Origin of the sequence: Hymenobacter cellulosilyticus (assembly GCF_022919215.1) — a bacterium.
GTDB lineage: Bacteria > Bacteroidota > Bacteroidia > Cytophagales > Hymenobacteraceae > Hymenobacter > Hymenobacter cellulosilyticus.
In genome coordinates, this window is sequence record NZ_CP095046.1 from 915371 (window position 1) to 935480 (window position 20110).

The 20110-nt window shown below is 59.6% G+C and carries 20 protein-coding genes and 1 pseudogene; 12 read left to right on the top strand and 9 right to left on the bottom strand.

What is annotated here, in order from left to right; all coding sequences use genetic code 11:
• Positions 1-108: 108 nt before the first annotated feature.
• The 6 genes and pseudogenes from fumC (at position 109) to MUN79_RS04515 (ending at position 4430) form a co-directional block, all read left to right on the top strand.
• Positions 109-1510: pseudogene (gene fumC, locus MUN79_RS04485) on the top strand (class II fumarate hydratase).
• Between the two features lie 161 nt (positions 1511-1671).
• Positions 1672-2268 carry a GNAT family N-acetyltransferase gene (locus MUN79_RS04495; RefSeq protein ID WP_244676588.1) on the top strand — a complete coding sequence of 199 codons (597 nt, stop codon included), beginning with the start codon at positions 1672-1674 and terminating at the stop codon, positions 2266-2268.
• Between the two features lie 57 nt (positions 2269-2325).
• Positions 2326-2643, top strand: a complete 318-nt coding sequence (locus MUN79_RS04500; protein WP_244676589.1) for a diacylglycerol kinase family protein — start codon at positions 2326-2328, stop codon at positions 2641-2643.
• A gap of 60 nt (positions 2644-2703) precedes the next feature.
• Positions 2704-3171 (top strand): DUF6970 domain-containing protein, encoded by a 468-nt coding sequence (locus MUN79_RS04505; RefSeq protein WP_244676590.1) that lies wholly within the window; start codon positions 2704-2706, stop codon positions 3169-3171.
• A 94-nt stretch (positions 3172-3265) separates the two neighbouring features.
• The gene (locus tag MUN79_RS04510; RefSeq protein ID WP_244676591.1) at positions 3266-3727 is read left to right on the top strand and encodes a DinB family protein; all 462 of its coding nucleotides are present in this window, start codon (positions 3266-3268) and stop codon (positions 3725-3727) included.
• A gap of 94 nt (positions 3728-3821) precedes the next feature.
• Entirely contained in the window at positions 3822-4430 is a 609-nt protein-coding gene (locus MUN79_RS04515) for a thioredoxin family protein (RefSeq protein WP_244676592.1), read from the top strand.
• Between the two features lie 100 nt (positions 4431-4530).
• Here the strand turns inward: MUN79_RS04515 and MUN79_RS04520 are convergent, their stop codons facing one another.
• The 3 genes from MUN79_RS04520 to MUN79_RS04530 form a co-directional block, all read right to left on the bottom strand.
• Complete coding sequence (locus MUN79_RS04520; RefSeq protein WP_244676593.1) at positions 4531-5373, bottom strand: DUF4382 domain-containing protein; 843 nt, start codon at positions 5371-5373, stop codon at positions 4531-4533.
• Between the two features lie 268 nt (positions 5374-5641).
• Positions 5642-5992, bottom strand: a complete 351-nt coding sequence (locus tag MUN79_RS04525) for a hypothetical protein (RefSeq protein ID WP_244676594.1) — start codon at positions 5990-5992, stop codon at positions 5642-5644.
• On the bottom strand, positions 5989-8718 hold the full coding sequence (locus tag MUN79_RS04530; protein ID WP_244676595.1) for an AsmA family protein: 2730 nt from the start codon (positions 8716-8718) through the stop codon (positions 5989-5991). Before MUN79_RS04530 ends, MUN79_RS04525 begins: the two co-directional genes overlap by 4 nt.
• Before the next feature lie 349 nt (positions 8719-9067).
• Between MUN79_RS04530 and MUN79_RS04535 the strand changes: the two genes are divergently transcribed.
• The 3 genes from MUN79_RS04535 (at position 9068) to gldJ (ending at position 11366) form a co-directional block, all read left to right on the top strand.
• Positions 9068-9850 carry a PorP/SprF family type IX secretion system membrane protein gene (locus tag MUN79_RS04535; RefSeq protein ID WP_244676596.1) on the top strand — a complete coding sequence of 261 codons (783 nt, stop codon included), beginning with the start codon at positions 9068-9070 and terminating at the stop codon, positions 9848-9850.
• A gap of 20 nt (positions 9851-9870) precedes the next feature.
• Complete coding sequence (locus tag MUN79_RS31695; RefSeq protein ID WP_375378237.1) at positions 9871-10044, top strand: hypothetical protein; 174 nt, start codon at positions 9871-9873, stop codon at positions 10042-10044.
• Positions 10045-10112: 68 nt separating this feature from the next.
• Positions 10113-11366, top strand: a complete 1254-nt coding sequence (gene gldJ, locus MUN79_RS04540; RefSeq protein ID WP_244676597.1) for a gliding motility lipoprotein GldJ — start codon at positions 10113-10115, stop codon at positions 11364-11366.
• 81 nt (positions 11367-11447) lie between these two features.
• On the opposite strand, the gene MUN79_RS04545 is transcribed toward gldJ, so the two are convergent.
• Positions 11448-12218, bottom strand: coding sequence for a ComF family protein (locus MUN79_RS04545; protein WP_244676598.1), 771 nt, complete (start codon positions 12216-12218; stop codon positions 11448-11450).
• 183 nt (positions 12219-12401) lie between these two features.
• On the opposite strand from MUN79_RS04545, the gene MUN79_RS04550 reads away from it, so the two are divergent.
• The 3 genes from MUN79_RS04550 to MUN79_RS04560 all read left to right on the top strand — a co-directional run bounded on the left by MUN79_RS04550 (position 12402) and on the right by MUN79_RS04560 (position 13996).
• Positions 12402-12779: a carboxymuconolactone decarboxylase family protein gene (locus tag MUN79_RS04550; protein ID WP_244676599.1), complete on the top strand. Its 378-nt coding sequence runs from the start codon at positions 12402-12404 to the stop codon at positions 12777-12779.
• 2 nt (positions 12780-12781) lie between these two features.
• Positions 12782-13150 carry a hypothetical protein gene (locus MUN79_RS04555; RefSeq protein ID WP_244676600.1) on the top strand — a complete coding sequence of 123 codons (369 nt, stop codon included), beginning with the start codon at positions 12782-12784 and terminating at the stop codon, positions 13148-13150.
• An 81-nt stretch (positions 13151-13231) separates the two neighbouring features.
• Positions 13232-13996 (top strand): exodeoxyribonuclease III, encoded by a 765-nt coding sequence (locus MUN79_RS04560; RefSeq protein WP_244676601.1) that lies wholly within the window; start codon positions 13232-13234, stop codon positions 13994-13996.
• A gap of 80 nt (positions 13997-14076) precedes the next feature.
• Here the strand turns inward: MUN79_RS04560 and MUN79_RS04565 are convergent, their stop codons facing one another.
• From MUN79_RS04565 to MUN79_RS04585, 5 genes are all read right to left on the bottom strand, one after another.
• Positions 14077-15339 carry an NAD(P)/FAD-dependent oxidoreductase gene (locus tag MUN79_RS04565; protein WP_244676602.1) on the bottom strand — a complete coding sequence of 421 codons (1263 nt, stop codon included), beginning with the start codon at positions 15337-15339 and terminating at the stop codon, positions 14077-14079.
• Positions 15340-15448: 109 nt separating this feature from the next.
• Positions 15449-16135 carry a c-type heme family protein gene (locus tag MUN79_RS04570; protein WP_244676603.1) on the bottom strand — a complete coding sequence of 229 codons (687 nt, stop codon included), beginning with the start codon at positions 16133-16135 and terminating at the stop codon, positions 15449-15451.
• Positions 16136-16220: 85 nt separating this feature from the next.
• Positions 16221-17516 carry a threonine synthase gene (thrC, locus tag MUN79_RS04575; protein ID WP_244676604.1) on the bottom strand — a complete coding sequence of 432 codons (1296 nt, stop codon included), beginning with the start codon at positions 17514-17516 and terminating at the stop codon, positions 16221-16223.
• On the bottom strand, positions 17503-18459 hold the full coding sequence (locus MUN79_RS04580) for a homoserine kinase (RefSeq protein ID WP_244676605.1): 957 nt from the start codon (positions 18457-18459) through the stop codon (positions 17503-17505). The genes thrC and MUN79_RS04580 overlap by 14 nt, the downstream gene beginning before the upstream one ends.
• 28 nt (positions 18460-18487) lie before the next feature.
• Positions 18488-20095: an ACT domain-containing protein gene (locus MUN79_RS04585; RefSeq protein WP_244676606.1), complete on the bottom strand. Its 1608-nt coding sequence runs from the start codon at positions 20093-20095 to the stop codon at positions 18488-18490.
• Between the last annotated feature and the right edge of the window lie 15 nt (positions 20096-20110).

The window sequence follows — 20110 nt, forward strand, 5'->3', positions numbered from 1 at the left end:
CTTCCGCCGGCCTTCCGTACTTTCGCAACAGCTAAGGCCTGCCATTCGGTGGACGAGCTGCTTCCAACCAGGCTTTAATAACCAGCAACCAACAACTTTCCTTCCCACATGCAATTCCGCACCGAGAAAGACACCATGGGCACCGTGCAGGTGCCGGCCGACGCCTACTGGGGCGCCCAGACTCAGCGCTCTATCGAGAACTTCCAGATTGCGCAGGATATCAACCGCATGCCCAAGGAAATCATCCGGGCGTTTGCCATTCTGAAGAAGGCTGCGGCCCTCACCAACCGCGACGCGGGCGTGTTGACCGCCGAAAAAGCGGAGCTGATTGGGAAAGTGTGCGACGAAATTCTGGCTGGCGAGCTGGCCGACGCCTTCCCGCTGGTGGTGTGGCAAACCGGCTCGGGCACGCAGTCGAACATGAACATGAACGAGGTCATTGCCTACCGTGGCCACGTGCTGCAGGGCGGCAGCCTCGCCGACGAGAAGAAGGTGCTGGCCCGAACGACGACGTGAATAAGTCGCAGTCGTCGAACGACACCTTCCCGACGGCCATGCACATTGCCGCCTACCAGACGCTGGTGGAGGTAACCATCCCGGGCATTACCAAGCTGCGCGACACGCTGAAGCGCAAGTCGGAGGAGTTTATGCACATCGTCAAGATTGGCCGGACTCACCTCATGGACGCCACCCCGCTGACCGTAGGCCAGGAGTTTTCGGGCTATGCTTCCCAGCTCGACCACGGCCTGCGCGCTATCAACAACACCCTGGCTCACCTTTCGGAGCTGGCCCTGGGCGGCACCGCCGTGGGTACGGGCATCAACACGCCTCCTGGCTATTCCGAGGCCGTGGCCAAGCACATTGCCGACCTGACCGGCCTGCCCTTCATCACGGCCGAAAACAAGTTTGAGGCTCTGGCCGCCCACGACGCCATTGTGGAAGCCCACGGCGCTTTGAAAACCGTGGCTGCTTCGCTGATGAAGATTGCCAATGACATCCGCCTGCTGGCTTCGGGCCCCGCGCCGGCATCGGTGAGCTGTTCATTCCCGACAACGAGCCCGGCTCCAGCATCATGCCCGGCAAGGTAAACCCTACCCAGAGCGAGGCCATGACCATGGTAGCGGCGCAGGTAATGGGCAACGACGTAGCCATCAACATCGGCGGCATGAACGGCCACTTCGAGCTGAACGTCTTCAAGCCGGTTATGATTTACAACTTCCTGCACTCGGCCCGCCTCATCGGCGACGTGTGCGTGTCGTTCAATGACCGGTGCGCCGAGGGTATTCGCCCGCTGGAAGAAAACATCAAGAAGCACGTCGATTCGTCCTTGATGCTGGTCACGGCCCTGAACCCCCACATCGGCTATTACAAAGCCGCCGAAATTGCCCAGACGGCCCACAAAAACGGCTCGACGCTGAAGGAAACGGCTTTGCAGCTCGGCTACCTCACCGAGGAGCAATTCAACGAGTGGCTGAAGCCCGAGGACATGGTTGGCGAGATTAAGAAGTAGTTTTCTTAATCTGACAATCTATCAATCGTCTGTCATCCTGAGCAAAGCGAAGGACCTTCTAGGATAAGAACGATACTCGTAACAACGATTCGTTCTAACGTAATAAGGTCCTTCGCAAGCTCAGGATGACAGACGATTTTGGTTCTGCTTATTCCCACCTCATGGACTGTTCCCGCTGCATCACGCTCGAAAACTCCCGCGTCCGGCTGCGGCCGTTGGAGTGTTCCGACTTTGAAGACCTGAAAGCCGTCATCTTCGACGACGAAATCTGGCGCTTTACCACCATACCCAACCCTAGCGACGCCGTGGGCCTGGCGGCTTACCTTACCCAGGCCGTGCAGGACCGGGAAAACCACCGCCGCTACCCCTTCGCCATCATCGATCGGCAGACGGGGCGGGTGGTGGGCAGCACCAGCTACGGCAGCTTTGCCTTGCCCGAAAAGCGGCTGGAAATCGGCTGGACGTGGATTGGTCGGGATTATCAGCGTACGGGCCTCAACCGCGCCGCCAAACACCTCTTGCTCAAATACGCCTTTGGGGAACTGGGCTGCGAGCGGGTGGAGCTGAAAACCGATGCCCGCAACTGGAAGTCGCGGGAGGCTATGCGCCGCATGGGTGCCACCGAGGAAGGCGTGTTGCGCAGCCACATGTTTACCCAGGGCGGGCAGCGCCGCGACTCGGTCTATTTTAGTATCCTGAAACCGGAATGGGACCAGCTACGGCTCACCGTGTTCCGTGAATTCGACGCCCGTGGCTGAGCCCCAGGACAGCCTGCTACGCCGCCGCATAGCCAGCTTCGGGCACGCCTTTCGGGGGTGGCTTCGGCCTTGCGCTCAGAAGTACACCTGCGCTTTCACGCTCTGGCTACGGTCATTGTTATTGGTTTGGGCTTCTACTTCCGAATTTCCGGCCTAGAATGGGCCCTAGTGGCGTTAGCCGTGGGCTCGGTCTGGTCGGCGGAGCTGGTCAATACCGCCATCGAGGCCGTTGTCGACCTCGTGTCGCCGGAGTACCACCTGCTGGCGGGCAAGGCCAAGGATGTAGCCGCCGGGGCGGTACTCGTGACGGCTGGTGCCGCGCTCGTAGTGGGGCTGCTCGTGTTTGGCCCCCGGGTATGGGCCTTGCTGGGCTAAGGCGGCAACCTCCCGGTTTAGTGTGCGTTCATTACATTCGCGCCCTCTAATCCTGTTGTCATGCGTTTATTCCTGTCCCTTGCCGTTTCTTCTCTGGCTATCTGGCTGAGTACAGCCTGTGGCCGCGGCGTAGCCGTGAACACGCCTACCGACCCGCCCGTGAGCGGCAATGTAAACGGAAACGATACGCCAAACCCGACCAGCACCAACACCACCGACCTGCGGGCCTCTGCCACGGCGGCCTTCGACACTACCGCCCGTCCCAAGTGGCTGGCCGACCGGATTCAGGCGCACCTGGCCGAGCCCAAAGCCAACCCAGGCGTCCAGATTTCGCGCTACACCTATAAAGGCCAAGTAGTGTACTATGAAACCCTGGGCTGCTGCGACCAGTTCTCTAATGTGTACAACGCTAAGGGTAAGCTTATTTGCCACCCCGACGGGGGCCTGACCGGCAAAGGAGACGGACAGTGCCCTGACTTTGATAAAAACAAAACCGGTGAAAGCCTGGTTTGGCGAGACCCGCGCTAAGGGCCAAACGGACCGGCGTAGCCGCCTTTTTCCGCCATTGCATTCAATTCTTTACCATCATGATTAACACCAACGAAAAGCTGGGGCCTACAACGTGTGGGCTAACGAAACCCTGCTGCGCCACCTCGACGGATTAGTAGCCGCGGGTCAGGAAATTCCGGCCGTTTGCCTGCGCCTGTTTAGCCACGTGCTCAATGCTCAGGCCATCTGGATTGCCCGCCTCTCGGACACGAAAAGCCCGGTGAAAGTATGGCAGGAGCATGATCTGGCCGGCTTGCACCAGCTGCACGCCCAAACCTCGGAGCATTTGCACCAGCTCATCAGCAGCGCCGACGAGGCCGAGCTGAGCCGCCTGATTTCGTACACCAACTCGGTGGGCGACGCCTACACCAGCCAAGTGTCGGACATCTTTACCCACGTGCCGGTGCACGCCAACTACCACCGGGCTCAGGTAGCCACCCGCCTGCGCGAAAACGGCCTGGAACCCATCAACACCGACTTCATTACCTACTGCCGGGAGCTGTCGGCGGCCGGCAAGGAGCAGGTAAGCCTGTAGATTACCTGACCCACACCGGATACATAGCCCTTTGGTCGTCAAACCGAAGGGCTTTTTGTTGGTTATACGCCATTCCCTTCTCCCTCTTTTTGATATGGCAACTCCCGTCTTAACGCCTGAGCGCCTGGCCGCCAGCTACTCCTACACCGCCTACCGCCACCTGATTGACGAGCTGCAGGCCGAGGGCAAAACCACTGGTCCGCAGCAGAGCGAGTTGCTGACCAACTACACCCGGCTGAACGTGCAGCGCATGAGCCGCATCGACAAAACCATTCAGCTGCTGCCCGAGCTGCGGGCGGCCGTAGCGGCCCTACCCCGGCGCTATGCCTGGCTGATTATCACCGAAGGCTGGTGCGGCGACGCGGCCCAGATTGTGCCCACGCTGGAAGCCGTGGCCCAGGCCTCGGGCGGCCACATCACGACCCACTACGTACTGCGCGACGAAAACCTGGACCTGATAGACCAGTACCTAACCAACGGGGGCCGCTCTATCCCGAAGCTCGTGGTGCTCGACGCCGAGACGCTGACGGAAGCAGCCAGTTGGGGACCTCGCCCGGAGCCAGCTCAGCACATGTTTCTGGAGCTAAAAAGTCAGAATCTGCCCTTTGAGGAGTTCAGCACCCAGCTCCATGCCTGGTACGCCAAAGACAAGACCCAAAGCACCCAGCAGGAGATTCTGCAGTTGGTGCAAGGATTGGCCTAAGCTTGGCCGACGCCAATAAAAAATCCCCTCAGTGACTGACTGAGGGGCTTTTTTGTTTAACAACAAGCACAGAAAACTCCGCGCTAGGCTGAAACCAGACTTAGTTAACCAGGCTTACGCTCGGCACGTTGGTTTGCTGATTGTTGACCACCACAATGCCGGTACGGGTGGCTGGGCGGTAAGCGGGCTGATTGGCCGGGGCCGTGGTGGAGGGGAAATACTCCAGGCGGTACGTACCCGAGGGCAGGCTCTGCAGGCGGTAGGCGCCGGTAGCATCGGCGGAGGTGCTGAACGTGTCGGCGGGCGTGAGCGACGAGCGGATGGCCAGGACCTGGGGCAGGGCCGCGGCGGGCGTAACCTGCCCGTAGATGCCACCGGCAATTTCCTGGGCTACCAGGCGCACTACGGGCTTGAGCAGGTAACGCTCCTTCTTGTCGTTGCCGGGCTTCCAGTTGCCACGCTCCACAATGGACTTAGCCACGTCGAAGTCGAGCAGGAGTTGGTAGGTTTCACTTGCCCGGAGCGTTACTTTGTCCAGCTTCAGCTTCACGCCCGAAGTCTGGCCGCTGGGAGTTTTGAGCGTGTAGGTTTCTCCGTCGCGGGTAGTTACGGTGTTGTTGGGGCCCAGAATCAGGCGAATTTCCTTCAGGTCGCCGGGAGCAAAGTCGGTGCTGACCAGCAGGGCCGAGCGGCCGTTGACGTAATCCAGGATATTGAGGGCCTGGGGCGTGAAAGCCAGCCGTTCCCAGCCGGTGGGGTCAGCTTCGTCCTTGAGGTGAACCTCAATCTGCTGCACATCCAGGTTCACGCGGCTGAAGTCGCCGGGAGCATCGGTGAGGCGCACCTCGAGCTTGGCCTGATTTTGCGCGTCGTTGTCTTTAGAACAGCCCGCAAAAGCCAGGCTGGCCAGGGCGGCTACGGAGAGGAGTTGGGGAAACTTCATAACGGAGGTAGGTAAGAGTGGGAAGAGCAAAGTGGTGGGCTTGCAGGCAAACTCAACAACTTCGTTTCTGACAAGAACCGGTCCGTTTTTATGCAAAACGCCTTGCTAATCTTCTATATTCATTAAAAAAGTTCTATAAAATTCCAGATATCAAGCTCTTCTGCTCAGTAGCGGTACTCACCATGAGCTTCTCCCAATTGGGTCAAGCAAAAGCCCCGGCCTTGAGCAAGACCGGGGCTTTTGTAAGGATGATAAAGGAACAAGCTGCTTACTGGCCGCCTTTCGCAGTATCGGCCGGAGCCGGGTCGGGAGTTTTGGCAGCCGGCTTTTTAGGCTTGCCAAAGAGGTTGCCCAGCGTTTGGGTAGCCTGCGACTTCAGCTTAGCCTGGGCCTCCAGGCGCTTCTTCTCGATTTCCTGGCGGGCCTTTTCCTCCAGCTCCAGGCGCTTCCGGTCCAGCTCCTTGCGGGCACTGTCCTGGGCCACCTGGCTGCGGGCGGCCAGCTTGAGCTTGGCGTCGTCTACCTTGCTTTGCACCACACTCTGCACTAAGCCTTTGGCTACATCCTTGGCCTGGGTTTTCACGCTGCCCGTGGTCAGGGCTACCTGGGGCGAAGTCATCGTCCCCCGATTTTGAGGCCCAGCGTGACGCGCTCCGTGCCTTTGATATCCTGCACGCCCGTGAGCTGGGTGAGCTTGGCATTCAGGGCGTTGCCTACTTTACCGGTCGGCACGTCGAGGGCCATGACGTACTCCAGGGCCCCACCGATGTTGGAAGAGCCGCCGAGCGTACTTTTCACCTGCCCCACGGTAAAGTCGAAGGGCTTCACGATGAAGTTGCCGTTGATGAGCTCCGCAGCCACGTCCTTGTTGTTCACGGCAAAGCTCTTGAGTTCCTGCAACTGGGTCAGGGAGCTAATCTTGCTCAGTACCGGCGAGGCGCCCACCGCGGCCCGGATTACCTCAAACAAGCCCTTGCCGGTTAGGGTGCTGTACACCGGCATCATGTCCTGGCCCATTTCCCCGCTCACGTTGAAGTTGGTGGAGAAGATGCCTTCCACCTGCGAGGCCAGCGGCACGAGCTTCTTCACCGAGTTGAAGGCGTTGAAGGCGTTCTGGAAGTTAAGGTTCTTGATGTTAAGGCCCAGGTTGAACTTGGGGTGAGCCAAGTCCTTGCTGGTGTAGCCGCCGGTAGTAGCAAAGCTGGCACCCAGCGTGTTAAATGTCAGCCCGTTGAGGTTCACGCCCTGGTCTCGCACGGCCAGGGTGCCCTTCATGTTGTCGAGCTTGAGGTTGTCGTATACCACCTGGCCCACGTTGGCGTTCAGGGTCAGGTCGAAGAACTTGGGAATTTCGAGCACCCCATCGGCCTGGGTGGGCGTGGCGGGAGCTTTGGCAACCGTAGCAGCGCCGGCGCTGGGCTTGCCGCTCACATTGTCCACCATCCACTCGTTCACGTTGAAGCGGCGCGAATTCACGTTCAGGTTGCCGCGCAGGCTCTGGCCGGGCGTAAACATATAGCCCATGTAGTTGGAAATCGTGCCCGAGGCCGCAATGTCCGACGAACCCACGAAACCGGTCATGTCGCGCAATACAATCTGGTCGTTGTTGAACGTGGCCGTGGCTTTGGTCACTTTCACCCCCTGGGGCAAGTCGGGGCTTTTGTAAGTCACGTTTTGGGCGTTCACCGTGCCCGAGGCCACCACGCTCTGGTAGCGGCCGGCTTCGATGTCGGCCATCTTGCCCTTGGCGGCCACGTTGCCGTTCAGACGGCCCGTCACAGTCATGCCTTCCAGCGGGAAAATCTTGGTCAGCTTGGTCAAATCCACAATACCCCGGATGTCGGCGTCGAAGATGGGCTTGTCGATATTCTGAGCGGCCACGCGGCCTTCGAGCGGCTCACCATCGAGCAGCATCCGAAACTGCGGGATGTCGATGCGGGTGTCATTGACCTGCCCAGTAGCATTTACTACCGTGCCGTTCAGCGTCAGGTTCTCAATCGGGGCCGGAAACTGCTTGCTCTTTACGTAGCCGTTGGTCAGGTTCATCTTGGCATTTACCACCGGCATCTGGGTTTTAGAATACGTGCCTTTGCCGGTAGCGTCCACGAATAGCTTGCCGCGCAGGGTCAAGTCCTGCACCGGGTACACCTTCATCATTTCGGCCAGGTCTACGTTGGCTTTCACTCGGCCGTCAATCTTCATCGGCTCCAGCCCGTCCACGATGACGTTGCCATCCACCGGGTTTTTGCCCAGGTCCAGGTGAAACTGTTTCACGTTGACTTTCACGTTGTTGGTAAAGCCCGAGGGGTTGTCCACGTTCATGTCCACGTTGATGTTGCGGGCCGCCTGCGGCAGTTGCGGGTAGTGAAACATGCCGTTCTTGATCTGCAGATTCACTCCGTAGCCCGGCATCTTCAGCTCGTTCTGCACGCCCTTGAAGTAGCCGTCGAAGGCTACTTTGCCCTCGGCTTCCACGTCCTTAAACTGCTCGGTATACACGCCCGGCACCAAACTCAGAATGTTCTTGAAGTCGGTTTCCAGGGCCTTGAAGGTCAGGTCGTAGGTAATGTCGGTGGCGTTGGGCAAGCCGATGCTACCCTGGAACGAGGCCGGGAAATCGTTGAGCTGCACCTTGTTGTCTTTGAAGGTAAACAGCATCTTACCCAGGTCCATGGCCAGGGTCACGTCGGCCGTCAGCTTCTTCTTCGAAACGTATTCGGTGCCGGCGTAAGTCATGGAAAGCTGCTCGGCCGTCGTTTGGCTTACCATGTCGAAGATGTTGCTGGCAAAGTCGCCCGAGCCCGAGTGGTTCAGCCCCCGCATCTCCATGCTGAAGGGAATGGTGCGGTCCTCGTAGCGTAGGTGCCCGTCGTTTACTTTCCATCCTTTAATAGCCAGGCTCACCTGGGAAGTATCCTGGCCCTGGGCCGCCGCGGCCGAATCCGAAATCATAATGTCCCAGTTGGCCCGGCCGCTTTTCAGTACTTTGGCGCTGATGTCGGGCTGGTCGAGCTCAATCGACCTAATCTTAATCTGCTCCCCACGCACCACGCTCATCAAATCCATACCCACCCGGAAAGCGGGCAAGTAGGCCAGCGTATCGCGGGCAAACGAGTCCTTGCCAATCACGCGAAGCTGGTCGATGCTCAAAGCCAGGTCCGGAAACGTGCGGAACAAGCTCAGGCTGACATTGCCCGGGTCGTATTCCACTTTGGCATTCACGCGCTGGGCCAGTTGCTTGTCCAGGGCCTGCTTGATTTTATCTTTAAATAAGATGGGCGTCAGGGCTACGGCTGCCACCAGCACGACCAGGAAGATCAGTAAGCCTAAAAAAAACTTGCGCATATGAGTAAGGAAAAAACGAAGAAGGAGTCGGAGCGAAGCCGCAGTATACTCAGCTATTGACAAAAGTAGTGCAGAACTTACCGCCGGTTGGGCCCTGGGTCCGTAGTTTTCAGTAAATAGAGGGTAGCGCCACCGTCCCGACCACTACCATAAGCAACCTGCGTAGAAGATGGATAATTTTAACTGTTTAGTTCCAGCGCCCGGCAGCGGGCATGTACGAAAACAGATGCGTAACGCGTTAAGGAAGTTGCTTATGCGGACGTATCGTGTTTCTTCGGCGCGGGTTATAGGGTACCACCAGGGGCGGTGGCAGCCGCTGGCGGCTATAATGCTGGTGGCAGGCTGCGCTATGGCTGGCTCCGGGGCAGCCCAGGCCCAGGACTTGTACTTTGCCCAGCCCTACGCTACGCGCCTGCATACCAATCCGGCTTTTACCGGCCTGCTCGACGACTACAGCCTCACGCTCAGCTACCGCAACCAGTTCCCGACCCTGGCCGGCACGTTCCAAACCAGCCAGCTCGCCGCCGACTACCGTTTCCAGGACCAGACCAGTGCTGTGGGTGTGCTCCTGAACGTGGACCGCACTGGCAGTATTGGGTATACCCGTATTGAAGCGGGGAGCACCTACGCCTACCACGCCCGCCTCACGCCCCAGCTTAGCGTCAGCGCTGGTGCCCAGGCCAGCTACGGTAACCAGCGCATCAGCTACAACAACCTCGTCTTCGGCGACCAAATCGACAACAACGGCACCGTGCAGGGTGGTACTCGCGAAGCTCTGGACTATGCTCCGGTCAGTTACCTTACGCTGGGTACCGGCCTGCTAGTATATGGGGAGCGGTTCTGGTTCGGTCTGGCCGGGCATCACCTCAACCAGCCCGACCTGGGTTTCCGGACCCAAACCAAACTCCCCCTCCGATTGAACTTAAACGGGGGCTACAAGCATTACTTCGTGCGCAGTACCGTGAAGCAACAATACCGCGAAATCAGCCTTTCTCCTACCTTAAGCTACACCCGGCAGGGTGGCAGCCAGCGGGCCGAAGCCGGCCTCTACGCCGTGCTGACGCCCATCACGCTGGGCCTCCTCTACCGGGGGTGCCGCTGCCGGGTTCGCAGCAGCCCCAACAGATCCTGACGGCCCTCGCCGGGCTCAGTGTGGGGGCATTTCGGCTCGGTTATAGCTACGATGCAAGTCTGAGCGCGCTAAGTGCGGATTTGGGTGGGGCGCACGAGGTATCGTTGAGCCTGCGACAGTTCGATTCGCTGGAAGCGGCCTGGCGCCGGTTGAAACGGCGTAATTACCCGTCAATTCCTTGCCCAGCGTTCTAAATTTTCGTATTATTGCATCCAAATTGCCTTGCCTAAATCATTTTCTCTCAGGTAGTTTCAACTTGATCATGAATTTTTCCAAGTACCTGCGTTTTGCGGTCGTAGGAGCCTGCGCGCTGGCTTCCTGTAAGGGTGGCCCTCCCACAGCTACCAAGCCCGGTAAGTACAGCTCGACTACGGGCATTGAGTACAACACTGAAGAGGGCATGAAAGTGGCCGATTATCAGGGCATCCCTGAGGGTCCGGGCCTGGTGTTTATCGAAGGTGGCCGCACTGTCCTGGGTACCCAGGAAGAGGACGTAACCATGTCGCACGACAACATCGAGCGGACCGTTACTATTGCTTCTTTCTACATGGATGAGGCCGAAGTGGCTAACATTCACTGGTTGGAGTATCTGCACTTTGTGCGCAAAGACTCGTCGGAGGAAATTTACCAGCGCGCCCTGCCCGACACAACCGTGTGGGCCCGGGAGCTGTCTTTCAACGACCCTTACGTTGACTATTACCTGCGTTACCCCGGCTTCCGCTACTTCCCCGTAGTGGGCGTAAGCTGGCTGCAGGCCAACGATTACTGCACCTGGCGGACCTCGAAAGTAAACGAGCGTCTGGCTATGGACTCTGATGATGGCGGAGGAAGCTCTAAAGGCGGTGGCTTGTTCGGCAAGAAGAAGAACAAAGACGGTGATGCTGCGGAAGGTACTGATGCTGCTGGAGGCGTAAAAATCTCCATCGAGAACGGTAACACGCTGCCTAACTACCGTCTGCCTACTGAGGCCGAATGGGAATATGCTGCTCAGGCTCTGATTGGTACCCAGGAAGTTGGTAACGAAAACCAGGAAAATAAGCGGATTTATCCTTGGGATGGTCGTCAGGTGCGGAACCCCTACGGCAAGAACATGGGTACCTTCCTGGCTAACTTCAAGCGCGGCCGCGGTGACTATGCCGGTATTGCTGGTAGCCTGAATGACGGCGCCATGATTACGGAGTACGTATACGCCTACCCACCAAACGACTATGGCCTGTACAACATGTCGGGTAACGTAAACGAATGGGTACAGGACATCTACCGTCCGCTGTCGTTCGAAGACGTGGAAGACCTGAACCCCTTCCGTCGTAACGGCTTCTTGGACCCCTCCGAGAAATACGACAAGAAGAACTACCAGTCGCTGATCGACGACCACGTGCGGGTGTACAAAGGCGGCTCGTGGAAAGACGTAGCTTACTGGCTGTCGCCCGGTACGCGTCGTTTCATGGCTGAAGATTCGGCCACGGCAGCTATCGGCTTCCGTTGCGCTATGATCAACGCCGGCTCGAACAAGTAATCTGAGCTTCGGCTTCGACCGGGTATTTCAGACGATTACCTCAAATGCAGAAAGGCTACCCAAACGGGTGGCCTTTCTTGTTTATGCCTTGCTCGGAATGTGCACGATACTAAGCGGGCAACACCGGGCCCTCCCAATAAAAAAACCTGAGTCAGTGCTCAGCGCAGGCAATAGTGGCAATGCTGACGGCCCGGCACCCAGCCGCAAGTAATGCCGCGGCGCAGGCTTCGAGCGTGGCCCCGTGGTCAGCACATCATCAACTACCAGCACATGCTTGCCTGTGACGGTGTGGGGCTCGGCTACTTCAAAGACTGTGGCTACGTTTTGCCAGCGCTGGGTGCGGTTCTTACGGGTTTGGGAATCGGTGTACTCGGTGCGCCGCAGGGTGGTAGCATGCCACGGCACGGCGAGGCCAGCCGCCAGCCCCTCGGCAAAACTGTCGGACTGGTTGAAGCCGCGCTGCGCCAGCTTGCGCTGGTGCAACGGGACGGGCACGATAAGATCGAACTCGGTGTGCAGGTCCTGGCTGGCAAGCTCTGCCCCGTACCAACGGCCCAGGGTTTGTCCAACTTCGCGCTGTCCTTGGTACTTGAGTTGATGCAACAAGTGCTGAACCCGGCCCCGGCGCAAAAAACGCAGGTAGCTCAGGGCGTGCGTCAACGGGACTTTGCCCCAGAAGCGGCGGGCAAGAGGATTTTGACTGGCGGGCAGCTTATGATAGTCAGTGTAGGGGAGCTGCGCCCGACACTGCGTGCAGATATCGTCTTCACCCCGCATCAGGGACTGGGAACAGGCCAAGCAGGTCTGGGGAAAAACCAAAGCCGTCAAATCGACCAGGAAAGCAGGTAGCATAATAGAAGAAATAAGGCAGGTAACAATAAAAGATAAGCCGGCAAAAGGTACGGATTTATCCGGCACCGCCACCGTAAAAAACGGTAGATGAGCCTACTAGCTAGGCAGCGCTGAAGAAGCAGCGGCAGCAGGCGACTTTTGTAGCTACTTTCGTGTTTATAGCCCAGATCTTACCCCTTTACCATGAGCCAAGTCACGGAGTTTAATGAGTACCGCCAGCGCATGAATGAGAAAATCATGGCGGCTGACAACAAGGTCATCAAGCGGTTTTTCAACCTCGATACCAACACCTACCAGGCCGGCGCCCTGGACGTGAAAACCAAGGAAATGCTGGGCCTGGCCTGTTCCATGGTGCTGCGCTGCGACGACTGCATCAAGTACCACTTGGGCAAGTGCCACGAGGAAGGCCTCAACGACGAGGAAATCTACGAGGTGTTTGCCATTGCCAACCTGATTGGGGGCAGCATCGTAATTCCGCACTTCCGCCGGGCCGTGGAGTACTGGGAAATACTCAAGGAGGAGGCTGGCCCGTTGGCGCCCCCACACCACCACGACGCGTAACCATGCCCCTGCACACGGACGAAACCGAAGCGCAGTTTGAGGCCCGCTGGTGGCAGCTCATGAATGAGATGCGCGCCCGGTTCGGTAAAAAGCCTGATTTGAATGCGCTGCTGCTGTTAATTGGTGTGCAGGAGCTGGGCCAGGGAGCCGGGCCTTTCACGAAAGAGCAGAAGCAGGACCTGATGCACATTGCCACCTGCCGGCTGTTCAGCCTGTCGGGGCACTACGAGCTCGACCATGTGGACGAGGAGGGCTGGCCGCACTACCGGCTGGTGCGGCCCGTGCCGTTTGCCAACCTGAAAGAGCAGGAGCGGATGCTCAAGTGGCACATGCTGGAGTATTTTGACGCTTTCATGAAGGAAGACGAGTAACCAGGCTCCGCTTGCCAAACAGGGCGTAACGCGTTGTTTGTAAACCGGACACGTACTCGCCTACCAACCTTATTTTTGTCTGTGAAAATCATCACCTACAACGTCAATGGTTACCGCTCAGCTCTTAGCAAAGGCTTGCTGGACTGGGTAAAGGAAGCCAATCCGGACGTGCTGTGCCTGCAGGAAATCAAGGCGGGCACTGCGCCGCTGGACGTGGCCGGCTTCGAAGCGCTGGGCTATCAGGCTTATCTGTATCCGGCCCAGAAACCAGGCTATAGTGGCGTGGCTACGTTTACCAAAATAGCGCCGCTGCACGTGGCCTACGGCTGTGGCACGGAGTGCTACGACCTGGAAGGAAGGGTGCTGCGCCTGGATTTTGCCGATTGCTCGGTGCTGAACGTGTACATGCCTTCGGGCACGAGCAGTGAGGAGCGGCAGGCGTTTAAGGTGGAGTGGCTGCACTTTTTCCGCCGCTATATCGACCAAATAAAAGGAAGCGTACCGCCGCTGATTATTGGGGGCGACTACAACTGCTGCCAGACCGATATTGACCTGCACAATCCTAAAGCCAATCAGAAAAGCCCGGGCTTCACGCCGGAAGAGCGGGCTTGGTTTGCCGACTTTCTGGCCGACGGCTTCGTGGACTCCTTCCGCCATCACCACGGCGACGCCCCGGGGCACTACTCGTGGTGGACGTTTCGAGCCGGAGCCCGGGCCCGTAACGTGGGCTGGCGTCTCGACCACCTCCTGGCAGACCAGACCCTGCAGCCACGCATTGCCGATGCCGGCCTGCTACCCGATGTAGTACACTCCGACCACTGCCCGGCTTTCGTGAAACTCAGTTAGCCAGCCTTTTTACATGCCAACCGGCCCCGGCTTTGCTCAACAGGAGCAGCGCCGGGGCCAGTTATTTTAGTTGGCCACAGTTAAGAGGCCAGTAGGGCTTCCGCTACTTCCCGGCCCGTAGCCATAGCCGCGTTCAGGGACGGATAGGCGGTGTAGTCGCCGCAGCGGTACAGGTTTTGGGCCAGCTGCAAGGGCTGGTGCGGAGGCTGCCCGCCGGGGTACACAGGCAGGGCCTGGGGAATATGGTAGGTGCGCAGGTGCTGCCAGCGCCGGGCTTCAGGGCCAAACCAAATAGCCAGATCCTCGCGCAGATACGTCGTAAGCTCAGCCTCGTCCAGTCCCTGGCTGCCGTGGGTGCTGACGGAAATCAGTGTGCGGCCCGCCGGGGCATAGTCCGGCGCGACGTGGCTGGTAAAGGCCACATTGTGGGCCAGAGTGTTGGGCGCGGCGTTTATGCGCAGCAGCTTATCGGCCTTCACCGGCGACTGGTCGGCGGCAAAGTAGGTGCAGGTCGTGCGGCGCCAGGCGGTGGGAAAGCTGAGCCGGGACGTGGGCAACAGTCGGGCTGCTGCTTCGCCATCGGTGGCTACTACCACGGCCGCGGCTTGCAGGGTTTCGCCCGAGGCCAGCTGCACGGTGTTGCCTTGAATGCTGGCAACGGGCGTTTGGAGCCGGATGCTGCCAACGGGCAGGCGGGCGGCCAGTTGTTCGGGAATCTGCTGTATGCCCAGGGCCGGAATGGCCGCGTCGCCTTCCACGAACTGCTTGAACACGAACTCGAAAAAGTTGCTGGCTGTGCTCAGGCCGCGGTCTAGGTACACCCCGCCGAAAAAGGGGCGGAAAAATGAGTCGATGATCTGCTCACTCCAGCCGTTTTGACGCAGATAGGTCAGCGTATCGGTCGAGGGAAAGTTGAGCAGTTCCTGGTTGGTGCTGGTCTTTACCCGCTTGGCCAGGGCCAGGATGCGCAGCTTATCGGCCAGGGTGCCAATGGGCGAAGTCAGGGCCGAAAAAGCGGCCAGGGGCTGATCCAGCGGATTCACCAGGGTCGTCTGCCGGCCGTCGGCCAGCCGGATGGCAGCTCCCGAGCGGAAGGCTTTCAGCTGCAAGACTCCATAATCCAGCAGGCGCTGCACCTCGGGGTAGCGGGTCTGGAGCACCTGAAAGCCCCGATCAAGGCGGAAGCCTTCGGGCGTAACGTCGGTGCGCACCCGGCCGCCCACGGCATCGGCCGCCTCGAGGACCAGCACCGGCCGGCCCGCGCGGTGCAGATAGTTGGCGCAGGTGAGGCCGGCCATTCCGGCCCCGATAATGATGATAGGAGTAGCTGAAGTCTGGCTCATAGCTCCCTCAACTGCCAGAGCCGGGGTAAGGTTGAGGTCAAAATCAGGCGGGCACTGCAGAACTGGCTTCCTTAGCCAACTAACACAAAGATGATGAACGTTTTACAGGCTAAAATAGCGGCTTGCGGGGCTTCATCACCTTGCGGGTTTTCATGGTATAAAACTCCGCAATGCCGTTGCGGGCAAAGCTTACGCGCCACACGCCCATGGCGTCGCCGAGCTTATAGCCCACGGCCTGATCCTGCGGGTACTGCTTTTTGATCAGGACATAGTCGGCAGCCGCAATGTCTTTCCCAACTTCCCCGTGGCAGCGCAGGCACTGGGCGTCGCTGAGCAGAATGGGCCGCTGATACTCAAACACATCTGCTGTGAGCCGTTTGATAAGCCGGGTCGTATCGGGGCGCAGCTCGGTAGCAGATAACGGGGCCTGATTCTGCGGGTTGCGGGGGCGAGACGAAAGCCGGCCCGGCGTAGCCAGTAGCACCAGGGCCAGCGAATCGGTGGAGGCGTAGGATTCGGGGCGGCAGTAAGGCAGGGCCGCTGCTACGCCGCCGGCCTGCAGTTGCTCAGCCAGCAGGCGGCGCAGTTCCCGGTCGGCCTGGCCGGTGAGCGAGTCGCCGGCCCAGCGGGTAGCCCGCAGAAAGTCGGCCGGCAGAATGCGCTTTACGGCCATATTTTCTAGGGTCGTGGCAATCTGCTTTCCGTTTTCGATGTGCTCAATCTGGTCGGGCCGGCAGCCGGCCAATAGGCTCAACGCCAGTACAGCGGAGAATAACGCGGGAAAAGCAGGACGCATAACGGCAGGAAAACAAGGAAAACAGCCTAGCCGGCATCTACCGGCTTTGGTAGTGCAAACAACGCAAAGAATCGGAAGTTGCCGGTTAGCGCGCCAGCAAATACTCCCGCAACGCCTCGTAGCGCGGCTCCAGCATAGTGCTTTGCTTGGGCTGCCGCATCAGCTCGTGCAACGAGTCGGGCAGGGCAATGGCTTGCCCGATTAGCGGCTCGACCACCTCCGGAAACTTCACCGGGTGGGCTGTTTCCAAAAACAAGCCGTGCTGCCCGGGCCGGGTGTGCAGGTAGTCATTCAGGGCGTGAAAGGCCACCGCGCCGTGCGGGTCGAGCATGTAGCCGGTTTGCTGGTACACCTGCTCGATGGTGGCACTAGTCGTTTCGTCGCTCACGGTGCAGCCGTGGATCAGGCCGCTGATGGTAGCGTGGCTTTGGGCAAACAGCTCCAGAATGCGGGTAAAGTTGCTAGGATTGCCCACGTCCATGGCGTTGGATAGGGTAGCCACGGCGGCCTTAGCGGCAAAGTCACCAGTGCGTAAGTAGCTGGCCACAGAGTCGTTGGCGTTGCAGGCGGCCACGAAGTGCGCTACCGGCAGCCCCGACACGTAGGCCAGCAGGCCGGCGCAGAGGTTGCCGAAGTTGCCACTGGGCACGGCCACCACCGGCGCCTCCGGGTGTTCCCACTGCTGCCAGGCGTAGATGTAGTACAACTGCTGGGGCAGCCAGCGGGCCACGTTGATGGAGTTAGCCGAGGTCAGCGTCAAATGGCTCGTGACGGCGGCATCAGTAAAGGCCTGCTTCACCAGCTGCTGGCAGTCGTCGAAGTCGCCTTGCACTTCCAGGGCTGTAATGTTCTGCCCCAGGGCCGTGAGCTGCCGCTCCTGCACCGGGCTTACTTTGCCCGACGGATACAGAATAACCACGTCTACGCCTTCCACACCCAGAAACCCGTTGGCTACGGCCCCGCCGGTGTCGCCGGAAGTAGCTACCAGCACGGTTACCTTCTTGGTTTGCTGCCGCGAGAAGTAGCCCAAGCAGCGGCTCATAAACCGAGCACCCACATCCTTAAATGCTAGCGTCGGGCCGTGGAACAACTCCAGGGCGGCAATTTGCCCGGTAACGGGTACCACCGGAAACGGGAAGTCTACGGTTTCAGCGCAGATGCGGGCCAGCTCGGCGGCGGGTATCGTGTCGCCCACATAGGGCTGCATCACCTGAAAGGCCAGCTCGGCTTTGGGCAAAGTTTTCAGGCTGGCCAGCAGCTCTGCGGAGAAGCGCGGAATGGTTTCGGGGAAGTACAGGCCACCGTCGGGCGCCTGACCGGCAATGGTGGCGGCCCGGAAGTCGACATTCGGGGCCTGGTGCTTGAGGCTATAGTACTGCATTGGAGTGAAGCTGCTGAGTCGGCACCACGCGCACCCCGCCGGGGCTGATGCGGGTAACGTAAGTATGAAAGTCGATGCCTAAATCGCTGTAAATCTGCTGCATGGCCTGGGCTACGGCCTGGGCCGTTTCCTCGGTGCGGCTCAGCATGAAGATGGACGGGCCCGAGCCGGAAATGCCGCCGCCCAAAGCCCCGGCCAGCCGGCTCTGCTCTTTCACGGCCGCAAAGCCCGGAATCAGGATGCTGCGCACGGGCTCGATGATGACGTCTTCCAGGGAGCGGCCAATCAGGTCGTAGTCGCCCTTAAGCAGGCCCGCCACCAGCCCGCCCACGTTGCCCCATTGCCGGATGGCGTCTTTGAGCAAAACTTCCTTTTTGAGAATCTGGCGGGCATCGGAAGTCTTGACCTCAATCTGGGGATGGACCACTGTCACGTGCAGTTCAGGCGCGGGCAAAGTCACAATGTCGAGCTTGGGTTCGGTGGCCCGGATCAGCGTGACGCCCCCGTAGATGGCCGGCGCGATGTTGTCGGCGTGTTGCACGCCGGAGGCCACTTCCTCCCCGAACATGGCAAAGCGCACCAGCTCTTCCTGGCTGAATGGATTGCCCAGCAGCTCATTAGCCCCCACCACGGCCCCGGCCGCGCTGGCCGCACTGCTGCCGATGCCGCTGCCGGGCTTGATGTTTTTCTGAATGCGGACCTCGATGCCGGTGCCCGCCGGCGCTTCACGCAGCAAGGCCAACAGGGCCGCCCCGGCCACGTTGCGGGTAGGCTCGGTGGGCAGGTTATAGTCGTCCTCGTTGATGATGGTCACGCCCGGCGTGTCGGTCAGGCGCAGGTGCATGGTGTCGGTGGGCGTGGCCAGGGCAAAGCCCAGCACGTCGAAGCCGCAGACCACGTTGGCCACGGTGGCCGGAGCCAGTACGGTTACAGAAGCAGACATAAAGTGAAATTGAGCGTCTGAAGAAAACTTAGCCCCGGGCCGTGCGGATGATGTCGGCAAATACGCCCGAAGCCGTTACCTCGGCCCCGGCCCCGGCGCCTTTGATAACCATGGGCTGCTCGGGGTATCGGTCGGTGTAGAACAGCACCGCGTTGTCTTTGCCGTGCAGGGCGTAGAAATCGTGGCCGGGTGCAATGGACTGCAATCCTACGCTGGCTTTACCGTCGGCGTAGCGGGCCACGAATTTGAGCTTCTTGCCCTGAGCAGCGGCGGCTTCGTAGAGGCTGCGGAAATGGTCTTCGTGCACGGCCAGCTGCTCGTAGAAGTCTTCCACGCTGCCCTGCATGCACGACTCGGGCAGGAAGGACACGTTCTGAATCTGCTCCATTTCCAGCTTTTCACCGGTTTCCCGGGCCAGAATCAAAATCTTGCGGGCCACGTCGGTGCCGCTGAGGTCGAGGCGGGGGTCGGGCTCGGTATACCCTTCGGCCTGGGCCTGGCGCACCACCTCGGCGAAGGGCCGCTTACCGTCGTAGTTATTGAATACGAAGTTGAGCGTGCCCGACAGTACCGCCTCAATCCGGTTGACCACGTCGCCGCTGCGCAGCAGGTCGTTGAGCGTGCCAATGATGGGCAGGCCGGCACCCACGTTGGTTTCGAACAGAAAATCGGTATTGAACTCCTGGGCCAGCGACTTCAGTCGGGCGTAGTTCACGTACTCCGAGGCGCAGGCAATCTTGTTGCAGGCCACTACAGCCACACTTTTTTCCAGCAACGCTCCGTACACCTGGGCCACGTCGGCACTGGCTGTCACGTCCACAAACACGGCGTTGCGCAGGTTGCGGGCGTGAATGGCTTCGACCAGCGTAGGCAAGTGCAGCGGCTCGCCGTCGGCCAGGGCCTGCTTCCACTCACCGGGCTCCAGGCCGTGCTCGTGCAGGGCAAATTTGCTGCTGTTGGCCACGCCCACCACCCGCACGTTGAGCTTGAGCTTTTCCTGGAGGTAGGCCTGCTGCCGGTCCAGCTGCTCCAGCAGCTTGCTGCCCACGTTGCCCACGCCCACCACAAACAGGTTGACCTGCTTGGCGGTGGCTTCGAAGAACGACTCGTGCAGCACGTTGATGGCCTTTTTCACGTCCTGGGCCCGAATCACGGTGGAAATGTTCTTCTCCGACGAGCCCTGGGCAATGGCCCGGATGTTGACCCCGTTGTTGCCCAGGGCCCCAAACATCCGGCCGCTGATGCCGGTGTGGTTTTTCATGTTCTCACCCACCAGCGCCACAATGGCCAGGTCGGTTTCCAGGTGCAGCGGGTCCACTTTGCCCACGGCAATTTCGTAGGCAAACTCCTCGTCCACGGAGCGTTGGGCCGCCGCCGCGTCGCGGGCGTTGATGGCCACGCTGATGGAGTGCTCCGAGGAGCTCTGAGTTATCAGAATTACGTTGATTTTCTCCCGGGCCAGGGCTTCAAACAGCCGCTTCGAAAAGCCCGGAATGCCCACCATGCCGCTGCCTTCGAGGCTAAGCAAGGCCAGCTGTGCAATGCTGGACAACCCGCGCACAATGTGGTTGTTGGCCGGCGGACTCACTTCCACCAGAGTGCCGTGGTCGGTGGGGCGAAGGTGTTCTTGATCCACAACGGAATGCCCTGG